This is a genomic window from Roseibium sp. AS2, from assembly GCF_038900065.1.
In the GTDB taxonomy this organism is placed as follows: domain Bacteria; phylum Pseudomonadota; class Alphaproteobacteria; order Rhizobiales; family Stappiaceae; genus Roseibium.
Genome location: NZ_JBBMQN010000005.1, coordinates 107,658 through 123,787 on the forward strand (window position 1 = coordinate 107,658; position 16,130 = coordinate 123,787).

General features: G+C 62.9%; 14 protein-coding genes and 1 pseudogene. 14 read left to right on the top strand and 1 reads right to left on the bottom strand.

What is annotated here, in order from left to right:
* Positions 1 to 107: 107 nt before the first annotated feature.
* Entirely contained in the window at positions 108 to 671 is a 564-nt protein-coding gene (locus tag WNZ15_RS15645) for a PAS and helix-turn-helix domain-containing protein (RefSeq protein ID WP_342893930.1), read from the bottom strand.
* 94 nt (positions 672 to 765) lie between these two features.
* On the opposite strand from WNZ15_RS15645, the gene WNZ15_RS15650 reads away from it, so the two are divergent.
* From WNZ15_RS15650 to WNZ15_RS15715, 14 genes and pseudogenes are all read left to right on the top strand, one after another.
* Positions 766 to 2,091, top strand: a complete 1,326-nt coding sequence (locus tag WNZ15_RS15650; RefSeq protein WP_342893931.1) for an acetylornithine deacetylase/succinyl-diaminopimelate desuccinylase family protein — start codon at positions 766 to 768, stop codon at positions 2,089 to 2,091.
* Positions 2,078 to 3,562 (top strand): ABC transporter substrate-binding protein, encoded by a 1,485-nt coding sequence (locus WNZ15_RS15655; RefSeq protein WP_342893932.1) that lies wholly within the window; start codon positions 2,078 to 2,080, stop codon positions 3,560 to 3,562. The genes WNZ15_RS15650 and WNZ15_RS15655 overlap by 14 nt, the downstream gene beginning before the upstream one ends.
* Before the next feature lie 91 nt (positions 3,563 to 3,653).
* Positions 3,654 to 4,601: an ABC transporter permease gene (locus WNZ15_RS15660; protein ID WP_342893933.1), complete on the top strand. Its 948-nt coding sequence runs from the start codon at positions 3,654 to 3,656 to the stop codon at positions 4,599 to 4,601.
* A complete protein-coding gene (locus WNZ15_RS15665) occupies positions 4,602 to 5,432 on the top strand; it encodes an ABC transporter permease (protein WP_342893934.1) in 831 nt (276 codons plus the stop codon). It begins immediately after the preceding gene.
* A complete protein-coding gene (locus WNZ15_RS15670) occupies positions 5,429 to 7,018 on the top strand; it encodes a dipeptide ABC transporter ATP-binding protein (protein ID WP_342893935.1) in 1,590 nt (529 codons plus the stop codon). Before WNZ15_RS15665 ends, WNZ15_RS15670 begins: the two co-directional genes overlap by 4 nt.
* Positions 7,019 to 7,027: 9 nt before the next feature.
* A complete protein-coding gene (locus WNZ15_RS15675; protein WP_342893936.1) occupies positions 7,028 to 8,482 on the top strand; it encodes an aldehyde dehydrogenase family protein in 1,455 nt (484 codons plus the stop codon).
* A 370-nt stretch (positions 8,483 to 8,852) separates the two neighbouring features.
* Positions 8,853 to 9,593, top strand: coding sequence for an SDR family oxidoreductase (locus WNZ15_RS15680; protein WP_342893937.1), 741 nt, complete (start codon positions 8,853 to 8,855; stop codon positions 9,591 to 9,593).
* Between the two features lie 12 nt (positions 9,594 to 9,605).
* Positions 9,606 to 9,799: pseudogene (locus WNZ15_RS15685) on the top strand (GFA family protein); the annotation flags it as partial.
* Positions 9,800 to 10,087: 288 nt separating this feature from the next.
* On the top strand, positions 10,088 to 11,008 hold the full coding sequence (locus WNZ15_RS15690; RefSeq protein WP_342893938.1) for a sugar ABC transporter substrate-binding protein: 921 nt from the start codon (positions 10,088 to 10,090) through the stop codon (positions 11,006 to 11,008).
* Between the two features lie 79 nt (positions 11,009 to 11,087).
* On the top strand, positions 11,088 to 12,650 hold the full coding sequence (locus WNZ15_RS15695) for a sugar ABC transporter ATP-binding protein (RefSeq protein ID WP_342893939.1): 1,563 nt from the start codon (positions 11,088 to 11,090) through the stop codon (positions 12,648 to 12,650).
* Positions 12,647 to 13,645, top strand: coding sequence for an ABC transporter permease (locus WNZ15_RS15700; RefSeq protein ID WP_342893940.1), 999 nt, complete (start codon positions 12,647 to 12,649; stop codon positions 13,643 to 13,645). Before WNZ15_RS15695 ends, WNZ15_RS15700 begins: the two co-directional genes overlap by 4 nt.
* Complete coding sequence (gene rbsD, locus WNZ15_RS15705; RefSeq protein ID WP_342893941.1) at positions 13,642 to 14,052, top strand: D-ribose pyranase; 411 nt, start codon at positions 13,642 to 13,644, stop codon at positions 14,050 to 14,052. The genes WNZ15_RS15700 and rbsD overlap by 4 nt, the downstream gene beginning before the upstream one ends.
* Positions 14,049 to 14,975: a ribokinase gene (locus tag WNZ15_RS15710; protein ID WP_342893942.1), complete on the top strand. Its 927-nt coding sequence runs from the start codon at positions 14,049 to 14,051 to the stop codon at positions 14,973 to 14,975. Before rbsD ends, WNZ15_RS15710 begins: the two co-directional genes overlap by 4 nt.
* Positions 14,976 to 15,049: 74 nt before the next feature.
* On the top strand, positions 15,050 to 16,033 hold the full coding sequence (locus WNZ15_RS15715) for a LacI family DNA-binding transcriptional regulator (protein ID WP_342893943.1): 984 nt from the start codon (positions 15,050 to 15,052) through the stop codon (positions 16,031 to 16,033).
* Positions 16,034 to 16,130 lie beyond the last annotated feature (97 nt).

Genomic DNA, 16,130 nt, shown 5'->3' on the forward strand with positions numbered 1-16,130 from the left:
TTTCCGCGCGGATGACGAAGAATCCTGGGTCTCCATTTTCGCGGAGATGACACCTTGATACGCGGTAGCCCTTCAATGTGACCGCCGCCTCCCGCCGCGGATCTTCCTCACCAACCCGTGTTGCCGCTGCCATGCCCGGACAACCGTGCCAGCAGAACGGCGACGTTCTTCACCTGAAACTTCTTCAGGAGCCGGGCGCGAACGTCCTCTACCGTGCGCGGGGACAGCCCGAGCACCCGCGCCATTTCCTTGCTCGTCAGACCCTGGGAAAGAAGCAGCAGAACCTCGCGCTCGCGTTCCGTGAGTTTCGGACCTTCGGTCGCATTGTCGATCAGGGCAAAGCTCAGCACCGTGCGTTCGAGCGGGGCTTCCGGTGTCAGGGTGCGGGCACGGAACCGGCACCAGACCCGGGACCCGTCAGCCCGGCGCATCAGCCGCTCGTCGGTGTAGGGCAGGGACTGTCGCAGGGGTTCCAGGCCGATGTCCCGGATCTGGTGAAACTCCTGGTCGGTTCCGTAGAGCAGTCGAAAGCTTCGGCCGATCAGCTGATCCTTGCGGTAGCCGAACATGGCGGCGAAGGTCTGGTTGCAGGCACGGATGGTCCTGTCTTCTGTCAGGGCGAGCCCCATCGGGGCGTTGTCGTAAGCAAGCTGGTCGAGATCGATCGTCATGGCTATTGGGGTCACCGTGAAACTACGGTATTGGCACCGTAGGATGAGGGTAGCATAGTTTCCTGATGGTTTTGCCGATGGAGATGGCGCCGATATGCCGCTTGCAGACAGACTGATCCGGGAAATCGATGCCAGGCGCGACGATCTGATCGCCCTGACACAGGATCTGCTGCGCATTCCGACCTTGAATCCGCCCGGCGAGAACTACCGAGACATCTGCGAGTATCTCGGCAAACGCCTGCAGACGTCCGGCTTCGACATCGAACTGGTTCGTGCCCATGGCACCCCGGGCGACAGCGAAAAATATCCCCGCTGGAACGTGGTGGCCCGCCGCGAAGGCGGACGAACGGGTGAATGCATCCATTTCAACAGTCATGTCGATGTCGTCGATGTCGGCCTTGGCTGGACGAAGGACCCCTTCGGCGGCGAACTGATCGACGGCAGGATCTACGGCCGGGGCGCGTGTGACATGAAGGGTGGCCTTGCCGCCAGCATCATAGCCGCCGAGGCGTTCCTGGCGGTGTCGCCGGAGTTCTGCGGGGCGATCGAGATCAGCGGCACGGCAGACGAGGAATCCGGCGGCTTTGGCGGCGTCGCCTATCTGGCCGGCAAGGGCTATTTCAGCCCGGACCGCGTCCAGCATGTCATCATTCCCGAACCGCTCAACAAGGACCGGATCTGCCTTGGCCACCGGGGTGTCTGGTGGGCCGAGGTCGAGACCTATGGTGAGATCGCCCATGGGTCGATGCCGTTTCTGGGCGACTGCGCGGTCCGGCACATGGGGGCGGTCGTTGCGGAAATGGAAGACAGCCTGTTCCCCGCGCTTGCGCAAAAACGCACGGAAATGCCCGTGGTTCCGGAGGGCGCGCGCCAGTCGACCCTGAACATCAACTCCATTCACGGGGGGCAGACCGAAGGCGATGCCGACTTCACCGGCCTGCCCAGCCCCTGCGTCCCCGACAGTTGCCGCATGGTGATCGATCGCAGGTTCCTGATGGAAGAGAACATCGACGAGGTCGAGGCGGAGGTGATGGAAGTCCTGAAGACCGTCGAGGGCCGGCGCGACACGTTCCGCTATGACGTGCGCGAGCTGCACCGGGTGCTGCCGAGCATGACCGACAGGGATGCCCCGGTGGTGACCACGGTCGCCCGGGCGATCGAAAAGACGATGGGCCGGGAAGCGCAATATGTCGTCAGTCCCGGCACCTATGATCAGAAGCACATCGACCGGATCGGCAAACTGAAAAATTGTATTGCCTACGGCCCGGGCATTCTGGACCTGGCGCACAAGCCGGATGAATATGTGGGTGTGGAAGATATGCTCGACTCGGCGAAGGTGATGGGCCACGCGCTGATCGATCTTCTGGCCGGGGACCACGATCGGCCGAAGGAAGAAGGGGGAAGTCATGCGTTTTCGTAACATCGGACTGGGCATCATCAGTGCCCTGGCGTTGACCGCGAGCCAGGGGCTCGCGCATGCCAGGGGCGACATCGTCGTCGCCATGCAACTGGAACCGCCGCATCTGGATCCCACCAGCGCGGCCGCGGGCGCCATCGACTCCGTTCTTTATGCCAACGTCTTCGAGGGCCTGACCCGGTTTGGACCGGACGGCTCGGTCAATCCGGGCCTGGCCGCGAGCTGGGACATTTCCGCCGACGGCAAGACCTATACGTTCACCCTGCAGGACGGCGTCAAGTTTCACGACGGCACCGACCTGACGTCCGAAGACGTCAAGTTCAGCCTGGACCGTGCCCGGTCCGACGACAGCCAGAACGCCCAGAAGGCGCTTTTTGCCGGCATCGAGGCGGTGGAAGCGGTCGATCCGCTGACAGTCAAGGTGACCCTAAAGGAGCCGAACGGCAATTTCCTGTTCAATCTGGCCTGGGGCGACGCGGTCATCGTGGCCCCGGAAACCATCGGCGGCATCAAGTCCGCTCCGGTCGGGACCGGGGCCTTCAAATTCGCCAACTGGGTCCAGGGTGATCGGATAGATCTGGAGAAAAATCCGGACTACTGGGGCACGGCCGCCAAACTCGACAAGGTCACCTTCAAGTTCATCTCCGATCCGACGGCCGCCTTCGCGGCAGTCATGGCCGAGGATGTGAATGCCTTTGTCGGCTTTCCGGCGCCCGAGAATCTGCCGCAATTCGAGGCCGATCCGCGCTTCCAGGTTCTGGTCGGCTCCACCGAGGGCGAGACCATCCTTGCCATCAACAACAAGCTGCCGCCGCTCGACAACGTCAAGGTCCGCGAAGCGATTGCCCATGCGGTCGACCGTCAGGCGATCATCGACGGAGCCATGTTCGGCTACGGCACGCCGATCGGCACCCATTTCGCGCCGCATAATCGCGACTACGTCGACCTGACGGAAAAGAGCCAGTACGATCCCGAGTTGTCCAAAAAGCTGCTGGCGGAAGCCGGCTATGCGGAGGGCTTCTCGACCACCTTGAAGCTGCCGCCACCGTCTTATGCGCGCCGGGGCGGGGAGATCATCGCCTCGCAATTGCGTGCCGTCGGCATCCAGACCGAAATCTCCAACCTGGAATGGGCGCAGTGGCTGGAACAGGTGTTCAAGGGCAAGGATTTCGGCCTGACCATCGTCAGCCATACCGAACCGATGGACATCGGCATCTATGCCCGTCCGGACTATTATTTCCAGTATGACAATCCCGATTTCCAGAAGCTGTTCGAGGATCTGAGCGCTGAAAACGATCCGGACAAACGCTCCGCGCTGTTGAAGCAGGCGCAGGAAACGATTGCCGGAGACTACGTCAACGGCTTCCTGTTCCAGCTGGCGTTCCCGACGATTGCCGACGCCAGGATCAGGGGGCTGTGGATGAACCAGCCGACCCAGGCAACCGACCTGACGGCCGCCTATTGGGTGGACTGACCTGCCGACAGCCGGATGGCCGCGCGCGGGCGGGCCATCCGGCTGAGTTTCTCTTTCCTTTCCCGGGTCCCGGACGGCGAATGACGCACACATGCTGCAGTATTTCCTGAAACGACTGCTGTCCCTGGCGCTGAGCCTGGTGGCCGCGTCCGTGGTGATTTTCCTGACCCTGGAAGTGGTGCCGGGCGACCCGGCGGCCTATATGCTCGGCCTGAATGCCCAGGAGGACACGCTGGCGGCCCTGCGCGAGGAACTGGGTCTGGGCGGCACCCTGGTGCAGCGGTATGTTTCCTGGTTCGGCGGACTTCTGGTCGGCGATTTCGGCACGTCCTACACCTACCGGACACCGGTCGCGGACATGATCGGCGACCGGCTCTGGGTGTCCCTGCCACTGGCACTCTACGCGCTTGCTTTGAGTACCCTGATTGCCTTTCCGGCGGGCATTTTTGCGGCGTCCCGGCGCGGGACGACGTCGGATGCCGCCGTCATGGGCGTCACCCAGCTCGGCGTTGCGATCCCCAATTTCTGGTTCGCCATGCTGATGGTGCTGGTGTTTGCCATCAACCTGCGCTGGTTTTCCGCCGGCGGATTTCCCGGCTGGAACGCCGGTTTCTTTCCGGCGATGAAAGCGCTGACCCTGCCTGCGATCGCCCTGGCCCTGCCGCAGGCGAGCATCCTGACCCGGGTGATGCGCTCCAGCCTGCTCGACACCCTCAACGAGGATTTCATCCGCACCGCCCGGGCCAAGGGGCTGACACGGGGGCAGGCCCTGTGGCGGCATGCGGTGCGCAACGCGCTGATCCCGGTGCTGACGATCCTCGGGCTGCAGTTTTCATTCCTGCTGGCCGGTGCGATCATCATCGAGAACGTGTTTTTCCTGCCCGGTCTCGGCCGGCTGGTCTTCCAGTCGATCAGCGCGCGCGACCTGATCGTGGTCGAGAGCGTCGTGATGCTGCTGGTTTTCGCGGTGATCCTGGTCAATTTTGCGGTCGACATGGCCTATGCCTGGGTGGACCCGCGCCTCAGGGGGCGCAGGTAGATGGCCCCGTTCTTTCACAGCCGCACGCTCCTTCCGGGGGCCATCCTCACGCTGATGTTTTCCGGCGCCGCGCTGATCAGCCTGTTCTGGGTGCCTTATGACACGACGGTGCTGGACATTGCCAACCGCCTGAAACCACCGAGCTGGATGCATCCTTTCGGCACCGACCAGTTCGGCCGGGACATCCTCAGCATGATCATGGTCGGCGCGCGCACCTCGATTGCCGTGGCCCTTGTGGCCGTCGGCATCGGCATGCTCGCCGGCGTGCCTCTGGGTCTCGCCGCAGCCGCCGGCAAGGGCGGACTGCCGGACGAGGTCATCATGCGCGGCAACGACCTGGTCTTCGCCTTTCCCAGCCTCCTGATCGCGGTCATGATCACCGCCGTCTTCGGCGCCTCCGCGCTCAACGCCATCATCGCCATCGGCATCTTCAACATTCCGGTGTTCGCGCGGCTGACGCGCGGGGCGGCGCTGTCGCTATGGAACCGGGAGTACATTCTGGCGGCAAAGGTCGCCGGCAAGGGAAGGGCACGGATCTCGCTGGAACACATCCTGCCCAACGTCGCCAACTTGCTGATCGTCCAGGGCACGATCCAGTTCTCGCTCGGCATCCTGGCCGAAGCGGGCCTGAGCTATGTCGGGCTCGGCGCGCAGCCGCCGCTCGCCAGTTGGGGCCGCATGCTGGCCGACAGCCAGACGATGATATCGCTCGCGCCGCATCTGGCCCTGTTTCCCGGATTGGCGATCCTGTTGACGGTGCTCGGCCTGAACCTGCTGGGCGACGGTCTGCGCGACCTGCTCGATCCGAAACTGAGGAGGGCGCGCGTGTGAGCCTTCTCAAGATAGACAACCTGTCGCTTGCCATTCACGGACAGCCGATCCTTGATGACGTCTCCATGGAGGTGGCGCCGGGCCGCATTCTGGGGGTCATCGGGGAAAGCGGCTCCGGCAAGTCGATGACCGCCTTCTCCGTGCTGCAACTGCTGCCGGACGGTGCGGCCTGTTCCGGAGGCATCACGCTGTCCGGCAAGGATATCCTGTCGCTGTCCGAAGCAGGACTGTGCGGCTTGCGCGGGCGGGATGTCGGCATGGTCTTTCAGGAACCGATGACCGCGCTCAACCCGCTGAAAACCATTGGCGATCAGGTCGCGGAAACCATCCTGGTCCATGAGCGGGTGTCCAGATCGGCGGCGATGGACCGTGCCGCGCAGGCGCTGCGCCGGGCGGAGCTGCCACAGGACAGGTTTCCGCTTTCCCGCTACCCGCATGAACTCTCCGGCGGCCAGCGCCAGCGGGTCGTGATCGCCATGGCGATCGCGCTTCGGCCGAAGCTGCTGATCGCCGACGAACCGACCACCGCACTCGACGTCACCACCCAGGCCCAGATCCTCGATCTCCTCAAGCGGCTCGTCGCCGAGGATGGCATGGGCCTGATGCTGATCAGCCACGATCTGGCCGTCGTCGCCGATCTCGCCGACGATCTCGTGATCATGAAGGAAGGCCAGGTGGTCGAAAGCGGGCCGGCCAGAGACCTTTTCAGGTCCCTGAGCCATCCCTATTCCCGCGCGCTGCTGGAAGCGTCCGGCCATGTGCCGGAGCGAACCGGCACGCCCGCGCAGACACCCCTTCTGCAAGTGTGCGATGTGGTGCGGGACTACACCGGCCATTCCCATGGCTGGTGGGGCCGGAGCACGCGGTTTCGCGCCGTCGATGGGGTCAGCTTCGAAATACGCAAGGGTGAGAGCCTCGGGCTGGTCGGCGAGAGCGGCTGCGGCAAGTCCACGCTGACCCGCGCCATTCTCGGTCTGGAGGAGGTTCAGGGCGGCGAGATCCTGTTCGACGGCGCTCCTGTCTTCACCCATCATCACGCCAATGTCGCAGTGCGCCGGCGCATGCAGGTGGTGTTCCAGGATCCCTATGGCAGCTTCAATCCGCGCTGGAAGGTCGACCGGCTGATCACCGAGCCGTTTCATCTTCTGGACACCCCGCCAAAAGGGCGGGACAGGTCGGATGCGGTGGCAGAAGCCCTGGAAAGCGTCGGTCTGAGCGCTGCGGACGGTGGCAAGTACATTCATGAGTTCTCCGGCGGTCAGCGCCAGCGGATCGCCCTTGCGCGCGCGCTGATCATCCGGCCCGATCTGATCATCCTCGACGAGGCGGTTTCGGCGCTGGACGTCTCGGTCAGGGCGCAGGTGCTCGACCTGCTGGCGGATCTGGGCAGCAGGCTCGGGCTGACATATCTGTTCATTTCTCACGATCTCGGCGTGGTGCGCTCGATCACCGACCGTGTGCTGGTGATGAAAGCCGGCAAGATCGTCGAGGAAGGCCCGACCGGTGCCGTCCTCGATCAGCCACGGCATCCCTACACACAACAGCTTGTCGCCGCCGCGCCGGTTCTCCCGGTGCAGGCGACCTAAGGAGGAACCATGACCCAGGAGCTGGACCTTTGGTTCGATCCGGCGAAATGCCTGATCAACGGACAATGGCTTTCTCCGTCCGGCGGACAGGAGCTGCCCCTGAGCGACCCGTCGACAGGGGCATGTATCGGCGCCATCGCGCGCGGCGGGGCGGCGGATATCGACGCGGCTGTTGCCGCAGCGGAGGCGGCGCTGGCCGGAGACTGGGGCCGGGCGAATGCCGTGGAGCGCGGTCGGGTCCTCTTCCGCCTGCAGCAGCTTGTTCTGGAAAAGGTCGATCACCTGGCCCGGATCGAGGCGATCGATGTGGGCAAGCCGTTGAAACAGGCCCGGGCCGACGCGGTGGCGTTGGCGCGCTATCTGGAATTCTACGGCGGGGCCGCCGACAAGCTGCACGGTCAGACGATCCCTTATCTGGACGGCTACACGGTCTACACCCTGCGCGAACCTCATGGGGTCACCGGGCACATCGTGCCCTGGAACTATCCCATGCAGATCATCGGCCGTTCGGTCGGCGCGGCGCTGGCAACCGGCAATGCCTGTGTCCTGAAACCGGCGGAAGACGCCTGCCTGACCGCGCTCGCCTTTGCCGATCTCGCCCGTCAGGCAGGTCTGCCGGACGGCGCGCTCAACGTGGTGCCGGGTCTCGGCTCGGAAGCCGGCGCGGCACTGACCGCGCATCCGCGCGTTCATCACATCAGCTTCACCGGATCGGTCGCCACCGGCGTGCATGTGCAGACGGCGGCGGCGCAAAACGTCGTGCCTGTGACCCTGGAACTCGGCGGCAAGTCGCCTCAACTCGTGTTTGAGGACGCGGATCTTGAGGCCGCCCTGCCGTTTCTGGTCAACGCGGGAATCCAGAATGCCGGCCAGACCTGTTCGGCGTCCTCGCGCATCCTGGTGCACCGGCCGCGGCTGGACGAGGTCACCGGTCTGATGGCCGCGCGCTACGGCGCGCTCAAGGTAGGACCGGCGCTCGCCGATCTGGATGTCGGACCTTTGATCTCGGCAAGGCAGGAAAGCATTGTTTCCGGTTTCCTGGACCGGGGGGCGGATCTTGAAAAGGCGGCTGAAGGGGTGCTCCGGGATGTGCCTGAAGGCGGCAATTATGTGCGCCCGACGCTGTTTGCCGGCGTCACGCCGGATCATGTACTGGCGCGGGACGAAATCTTCGGTCCGGTACAGGTGATCATTCCCTTCGACGACGAGGACGAGGCCATCGAGATAGCGAACGGCACCGACTACGGACTGGTCGCCAGCATCTGGACCCGCGACGGTGCTCGTCAGATGCGGGCCGCAAAAAAGATCCGCAGCGGCCAGGTCTTCATCAACAATTACGGCGCCGGAGGCGGCGTCGAGCTGCCCTTCGGCGGCACGGGCAGGTCCGGCCACGGCCGGGAGAAAGGCTTCGAGGCGCTCTACGGTTTCACCACGCTGAAGACCGTGGCCGCCTACCACGGATGACAAACGTATTTCTCTTCGGCGCAGTGGGGCCGCAGCGATAAGCAGCTTGGAGAACTTAGGAGACATCGAAGCAACCAGTGTCTGCCTTCCCGGACGCAGCTGAGCGAAGATCCGGGATCCAGTACCCTCGGCGCCGGTTTAAGTTCCGGAACTCATGGGTTACTGGGCCCCTGCCTCCGCAGGGGCGGCCAGGGAGAGAGGGCCTCGAAAACTCAAGCCTTTTCCAATGTAAATTCAAACCGGACAGCCGTGTGGCATGCCCTGCAATGACGTCAGTTGTTTGGCGCGTGAACACCCGGTGCCCGGCGACATGTGAATTCGAACCGATGTGGAAAACTCGCTACTGGTTCGAGACAGACAGGAGACACGCATGAGACTTGAGGGAAAAAAAGCCATTGTCACCGGTGGCGCGTCCGGTTTCGGGGCGGGGATCGTGCGCAAGTTCGCGGCTGAAGGCGCGAAGGTGATGATCGCGGATCTGAACATGACACTGGCCGAAGAGATCGCGGCGGAAGTGGACGGACTGGCGCTCAAGACCGATGTCTCCAGCAATGACAGTGTCAGCCATCTGGCCGATGTCGCATCGACACTGCTCGGCCCCGTCGACATTCTGGTCAACAACGCCGGTATCACCCATCTGCCAAAGCTCATGCAGGACGTGAGCGAAGAGGAATTCGACCGGGTCATGGCGGTCAATTGCAAGTCGGTCTATCTGACCGCCCGGCATTTCGCTCCGGCCATGATCAAGGCGGGCAGGGGGGCAATCCTCAACATCGCCTCAACCGCCGGCCTCAGTCCGCGCCCGAAACTCAACTGGTACAATGCCTCCAAGGGCTGGATGGTGACCGCGACGAAAACCATGGCCGTCGAACTGGCGCCGTCCGGCGTGCGCGTAAATGCCCTTTGTCCGGTCGCCGGCGAGACGCCGCTCCTGAAAAGCTTCATGGGCGAGGACACGCCGGAAATGCGCGCCAAATTTCTGTCGACGATCCCGATCGGCCGGTTCTCGACCCCGGAAGACATGGGCAACGCCGCCTGTTTCCTGTGTTCTGACGAAGCCGGCATGATCACCGGGGTGGCGATGGAGGTCGATGGGGGGCGTTGTATTTGAGGGGACACGGTGATGGACCTCCACACCGGCGGTTGTCTTTGCGGGAACACCCGCTTCAAGACCTCGGGCCGCCCTTGTCGCGTCGTCTGTGCCACTGCCCCGACTGCCGCAAACACCATGGTGCATCGTTCCATGCCTCGCCGGTCTTTGACGAGGCGGCCGTAACCGTGGAAGGTGAAACGGCGAGCTATCAGGGCCGGGATTTCCTCTGTCGAAGCGGTATGAGCGGGATCGCGACACGCCGTCCGGAATGACGACGAAGAGCGGATTCGAGCTTCCGGACCTCGATCCGAGGCTCTCCAGCCAGATTTTCCTTCGATTAATTTCAGGTGAAACACTCTGAAAACACTTATCAATTTGTCCATAAAAATGAATGCATTCAAAAAAATGAAACGTTTCATATTGACGTTGCAAACAGGCCGTGCTTTCAATTTGTCAGCCTGATCGCCCCAGTGCATAGGCGGCGAGGGTGGAGCCTTTTTGGGAGGAAAATCATGAAGTTGTTTAAAATCGCTGCTGCGGCGGCGACCGGTCTCGCTATGCTTGGTGGCACCGCACTTGCCGATGACAAGCCGGTCGTTGGTCTGATCATGAAATCACTGGCCAACGAGTTTTTTCAGAACATGATGGTCGGCGCCGAGGCGCACCAGGAAAAGCGCGGCGACTACGAGCTCAAAGCTGTCGGCATGCAGAACGAGACCGACTTTGAATCGCAGATCAACGCGGTCGAGAACTTTATCACCCAGGGCGTCGATGCCATCGTGGTGGCTCCGGCCGACAGTCGCGCCATGGTGCGGCCGCTGAAAAAGGCGATGGAAGCCGGCATCGTTGTCGTCAATTTCGACGTTTCGCTGGATGAAGACGCCAAGAAACAGCAGGGCGTGAACCTCGCCTTTGTCGGCCCGGACAACCGCGGCGGTGCCAAGCTGGCCGGCGATGCGCTCGGCAAGAAACTGGGCGAAGGCGGCAAGGTCGTCATCATCGAGGGCAATCCGGGCGCCGACAACGCCAACCAGCGTCGTCTCGGCTTCGAGGACAGCGTGGCTGAATACAAGCTGGACCTGCTCGACAGCCGCACCGCCCATTGGGAAACCGAAGAAGCCAACCAGGTCTTCGCTACCATGCTGACCGCGCACCCGGACATCCAGGGCGTGATGGCGGCCAATGATTCCATGGCCATCGGTGTCGTCAAGGCGCTGGAAAGCGCCGGTCGTGACGATATCGTGGTTGTCGGCTTCGACAACATCCCGGCCGTCGGTCCGATGATCGCGGACGGCCGCATGCTGGCCACGGTCGATCAGTTCGGCACAGACATGGCCGCCAACTCCATCGATCTGGCCCTGGAAGTCGTGGCCGGTGGAGACCCGCTGCAAGGCTGGGTCAAGACCCCGATCGAATTGGTGACTGCCAACTAAGCGGTCTCTGATAGCGCTCCCGTCCGGTCAGCCTGAGGACGGGAGCCGTTTTTCTCCATCAATCATGACTGGACGCATCATGGCAGCACCGCTTGCCGCAGTGGCCTCCGCTGCGCCGGATATGCCGTTTCTTTCCGTTCTCGGCCTCAAGAAGTATTTCGGCGGTGTCAAGGCACTGGATGGCGTGAGCTTCTCTCTGGAAGAGGGCGAGGTCCACGCGCTGGTCGGCGAGAACGGCGCCGGCAAATCAACCTTGATCAAGATCCTGTCGGGTGTCTTTCCCCATGATGCCGGTGATGTTTCCCTGGCGGGCGAGCCTTACCGGCCGTCCAGTCCGCATGAGGCCAAGGGTCACGGCGTTCAGGTGGTGCATCAGGAATTCAACCTGCTGGATCACCTGACCATTGCCGAAAACATTTCCATCGAGCAGATGCCGAAGACCCGGTTCGGGCTGCTGGACAGGACGGAAATGAACCGCCGGGCGCGGCGGGCGCTCGATGCCATCGGCCTCACCGACATCAATGTCGCCCAGCCGGTGTCGTCGTTGGGCATTGCCCACCGCCAGCTGGTCGAGATTGCCCGGGCGCTGCAGTCGAAAAGCCGGATCCTGATCCTGGACGAACCGACGGCAACCCTGACGGAGCGTGAGACCAAGCGCCTGTTCGACATCGTCGCCGGCATCAAGGCCGACGGTGTCACCGTGGTGTTCGTCTCCCATCATCTCGACGAGGTTTTTGCGATTTGCGACCGTGTCACCGTTTTCCGAAACGGCAAGACCATTGCCACAGACCTGATAGCCGAAACGACACCGGAAGGCGTGGTCCAGCGCATGGTCGGTCGGCGTCTGGCCGCTGAACTGGACGCGCAACAGGCCCATACACCCGGCAAGTCGGCCCTGCGGATCGACAACCTGGTCACCCAGGCCAATTCCGGCGAAACCGGCGTGTCGCTGGATCTCAAGGCCGGCGAGATTGTCGGCATTGCCGGGTTGGTCGGTGCCGGGCGCACGGAAATCCTGCGCGGCATTTTCGGCATCGATCCGATCCGGAATGGCAAACTCTATCGCGATGGCCGTGAAATCCGCTTCAGGGGGCCGAAGGACGCCATCGCGGCCGGTATCGGCTTCGTCACCGAGGACCGCAAGGACGAAGGCCTGATCCTCGACATGCCGATCGCCGCCAACATGTCACTGGCAAGTCTCAAGGCAGTGTCGAAATCCGGCCTTCTTCAGCTTGCCAGTGAAACCCGGCGCGCCAGAGACGGCGGGGCGAAGCTGAAACTCAAATACGGAAAGACCTCGGACGCGGTCTCGAGCCTGTCCGGCGGCAACCAGCAGAAGGTGGTGCTGGCCAAATGGCTGGCGAGACAGCCGAAAGTGCTGTTGCTGGATGAGCCGACACGGGGCGTGGATGTCGGCGCCAAGGCCGAAATCTACGCGATCCTGAAGGATCTCGCCCGCGACGGTGTCGCGCTGCTGGTGGTCTCCTCCGAAATGCCGGAGCTGATGACCCTGGCTGACCGGATCCTGGTCCTTGCCGAGCATCAGATCCAGGGCGAACTCCAGCGCCCGGACTTCTCAGAAGAAAACATCCTGAAACTGGCCTACGGGCAGACGCCCGAGGCTGCGGGAGAGACACAATGACAATCGACACCGTACAGGAAGCCGCACCGCCGGTTTCCAAATTCTCCGTGCGCACGGTGCTGCACAATGCGGGCATCGGCCTGGCCCTGCTGGCGCTGATCATCTTTTTCTCGGTCTTTACCGAGCATTTCCTGACGCCGAACAACATCACCAACATCCTGACCCAGATCACAATCAACCTGATTCTGGCCGTCGGCATGACTTTCGTGATCCTGATCGGCGGCATCGATCTGTCGGTCGGCTCGGTGATGGCGTTTGCCGCCGTTGTCGCCGGCAAGGCGATCACACTGCCCGGTTTCGGGCCGGCGGAAGCGATCGCGCTTGCGATTGTCGCGGCCACGCTCACCGGTGTGCTCTGCGGGGTTCTGAATGGCGCCATCAGCGCCTATTGGGCGCTGCCATCCTTCATCATCACGTTGGGCATGCTCAACATTGCCCGCGGCGCGGCGCTGCAGGTCTCCAACGCCCAGACGATCTACTCCTTCCCCTACGCTTTCGAGGAGTTCGGATCCGCCATGATTTACGGTGTGCCTGTCGTCTTTTTGGTGGCGCTGGTACTGGTGTTCATCGCCTGGTTCGTGCTGAATTTCACCGTGTTCGGGCGGCTGATCTACGGCATCGGCAACAACGCCGAGGCCGTTAGGCTCGCCGGGCATTCGGTGTACCGCTACAAGATCGCCGCCTTCACCATCTGCGGCCTGACCGCGGGCATCGCCGCCATCGTCTACATGGCGCGCCTCAACATCTCCAGCCCGATTGCCGGCATCGGTTTCGAGCTGAACGCCATTGCAGCGGTGATCATCGGCGGCACCAGCCTCAGCGGCGGACGCGGATCGGTGATCGGCACACTGCTCGGCGCGTTCATTATCGGCGTGCTCGCCAACGGGTTGATCCTGATCGGTCTCAGCGACTTCATGCGCCAGATGATCACCGGTGTCGTCATCATCGTCGCCGTCATACTCGACTATTACCGCGCCAAGTACGCTTCGACATGAAACGGACCCCGCTTCTCAACCGCCATCTGAGCACACTTGTCGCTTCACTTGGGCATCTGGACGAAATCGTCGTCGCCGATGCCGGATTGCCGGTTCCCGGTGGCGTGGCGGTGATCGACCTCGCCGTCTCGCCCGGTGTACCCCGTCTCCGGGATGTGCTGGCGGCTCTGCGCTCCGAGCTTGTCATCGAACAAGCCGTCTGGGCCGACGAGGCTTCGGAAACGGTCTGTGGTGTGATGCAGGCCGAAATGGACCTCTGGCGCGATCAGACGGGGCCGTCGATCGAAACGTCCCGGTTGCCACACGAGGCCTTCAAGCAGCGCAGTGCGTCGGCCAGGGCCATCATCCGCACGGGTGAGACCACGCCATATGCCAATATCCTTCTTGTCAGCGGGGTCGCGTTTTGAGTTTTGTTACTGTCGTCGGCAGCATCAATGTCGACCTGACCAGTTATCTCGACCGCTGGCCACAGGTGGGCGAAACCGTCTCGGTCCGCGAAACCGTCTTCTCCCTTGGTGGCAAGGGGGCCAACCAGGCGGTCGCCGCACAGCGCCTGGGGGGGGCAGCCACCTTCATCGGCGCCGTCGGCACCGACGGTTTTGCCCAGCAGGCAGTTGGAGACCTGAGACAGGAAGGGGTCGGCGCGTTGTTGCGGGAGGTGCCGGAGGCAGCGACCGGTCTCGCCTTTATCGATGTCGGTCCGGAAGGCGGCAACATGATCCGGCTCGCAGGTGGGGCAAATCTCAAACTGACACCGGCCGACATTCACCGGCACGCGGACGTGCTGGCAGAAAGCCGCGTGGTTCTGCTGCAAAACGAAATCAATCTGGACACCTCGCTTGAAGCGGCCCGGCTGGCGCGCCGTGCCGGCACACTGGTGATCATGGACCCCGCGCCGGCGCCGAGCCCGGCCTGGACACACGGCGTGTTGTCGGAGTTCGACATCATCACGCCGAACGCCCACGAGGCCGGCGGCCTGCTGGGCTGGGAACCGAAAACGCTCCAGGAAGGGCGTGAAGTGGCAAACCGGTTGCAGGCGTTGTGCCCGCGCGGTGCCATCGTCACCATGGGCGGCACCGGTGTTGCATGGGCGCTAGACGGCGACAACGATTGTCTGCCCGCGCCCCAGGTCGCCAGCATCGACACGGTCGCCGCGGGCGATTGTTTCAACGGGGCCCTGGCAACAAAGCTGGGGGCCGGGGCAAGTCCGAGAGCAGCCATCATCTTTGCCATGCAGGCGGCTGCGCTGGCAACCACCCGAAAAGGCGCAGCGGCATCGCTTCCCTTTCTGGAGGATCTGCAAAGCAACCGCGTCACGCTCTCCGCCTGACAGAACCGGCAGCTTGATCAATCCGCTGAGGAGTGGTTCAAGGGAAGCAGCCGCCATGGGGAGAACCGGAATAGATGCCAACCATCAAGGACGTCGCACGCAAGGCCGGTGTGTCCGTCGGGACTGTCTCGCGCGTTCTTTCCAGGAATGACACCGTCAAGGAACCGTTGAAACTGCGCGTGCGCGCGGCAATGAAGGAGCTGAACTACAAGCCCAATCTCGCAGCTCGCGCATTGCGTACCAATTCCATCGAGGTGATCGGCCTGGTGGTGCCGGATATCACCAATCCGTTTTTTGCCCAGCTCGCCAAGAACATCGAAATGGAAGCCGCCAGACGCGGCCACTCCGTCATGCTGGCCAATTCCCATGACGACGTTGAAGCCGAGCGAACCCAGATTTCCGTGCTGCTCGACCGCTCCGTCTGCGGCGTCATCGTTGTCGCGACCTCCGACGGCGGCGAAGGGCACAAGGCCGAGGTGCCGATCGTCTCGCTCGACCGCCGCTTCGGTGCCTATCCGCTGGTCGCCACTGATCACCGCGACGGCTCGCAGAAGATCGCCGATCACCTGGTCGGCCTCGGTCACCGGCAGATCGCCTATATCGCCGGCCCGCAATCGATGGAAGTCGCCCGCCAGCGCCGCGACGGTTTCGTCGCGCGAATTGAGGCGTTGTCAAAGAAGGACGATCCGATCCGTCTCACCATCCGGGAAGGCCAATTCGACTATGACAGCGGCGAGGAGATCGGCCGCGCGCTCCTGAAAGACGCCCCCTCCGGCACCCGCCCGACCGCCATCGCCGCAGCCAGCGACCAGCAAGCCATCGGCGTTCTGCGCTGCGCCCGCGACCTCAAGCTCGAAATCCCGAAAGACCTCTCCGTTACCGGCTTCGACGACATCACACTCGCATCGCTGGTCGTCCCCCGCCTGACCACTTTGCGTCAGTCGATCGAACGTCTCGCGGTGACGGCTGTTGAGCGGGTTATTGCCGGGGAGGCTGTGAGTGCGGATGAGGCGATTGGTGGGGAGGTGGTCGTGCGGGAATCGACGGCTGAAGTGTGATTTTCGACCCACTGCAGCCAGAAAACATCCGGCCCAAGACCTTCTTGACGAAACAATCCAAGGCAGTCGCATTCATTTATTTCAAACTTAAAACTTT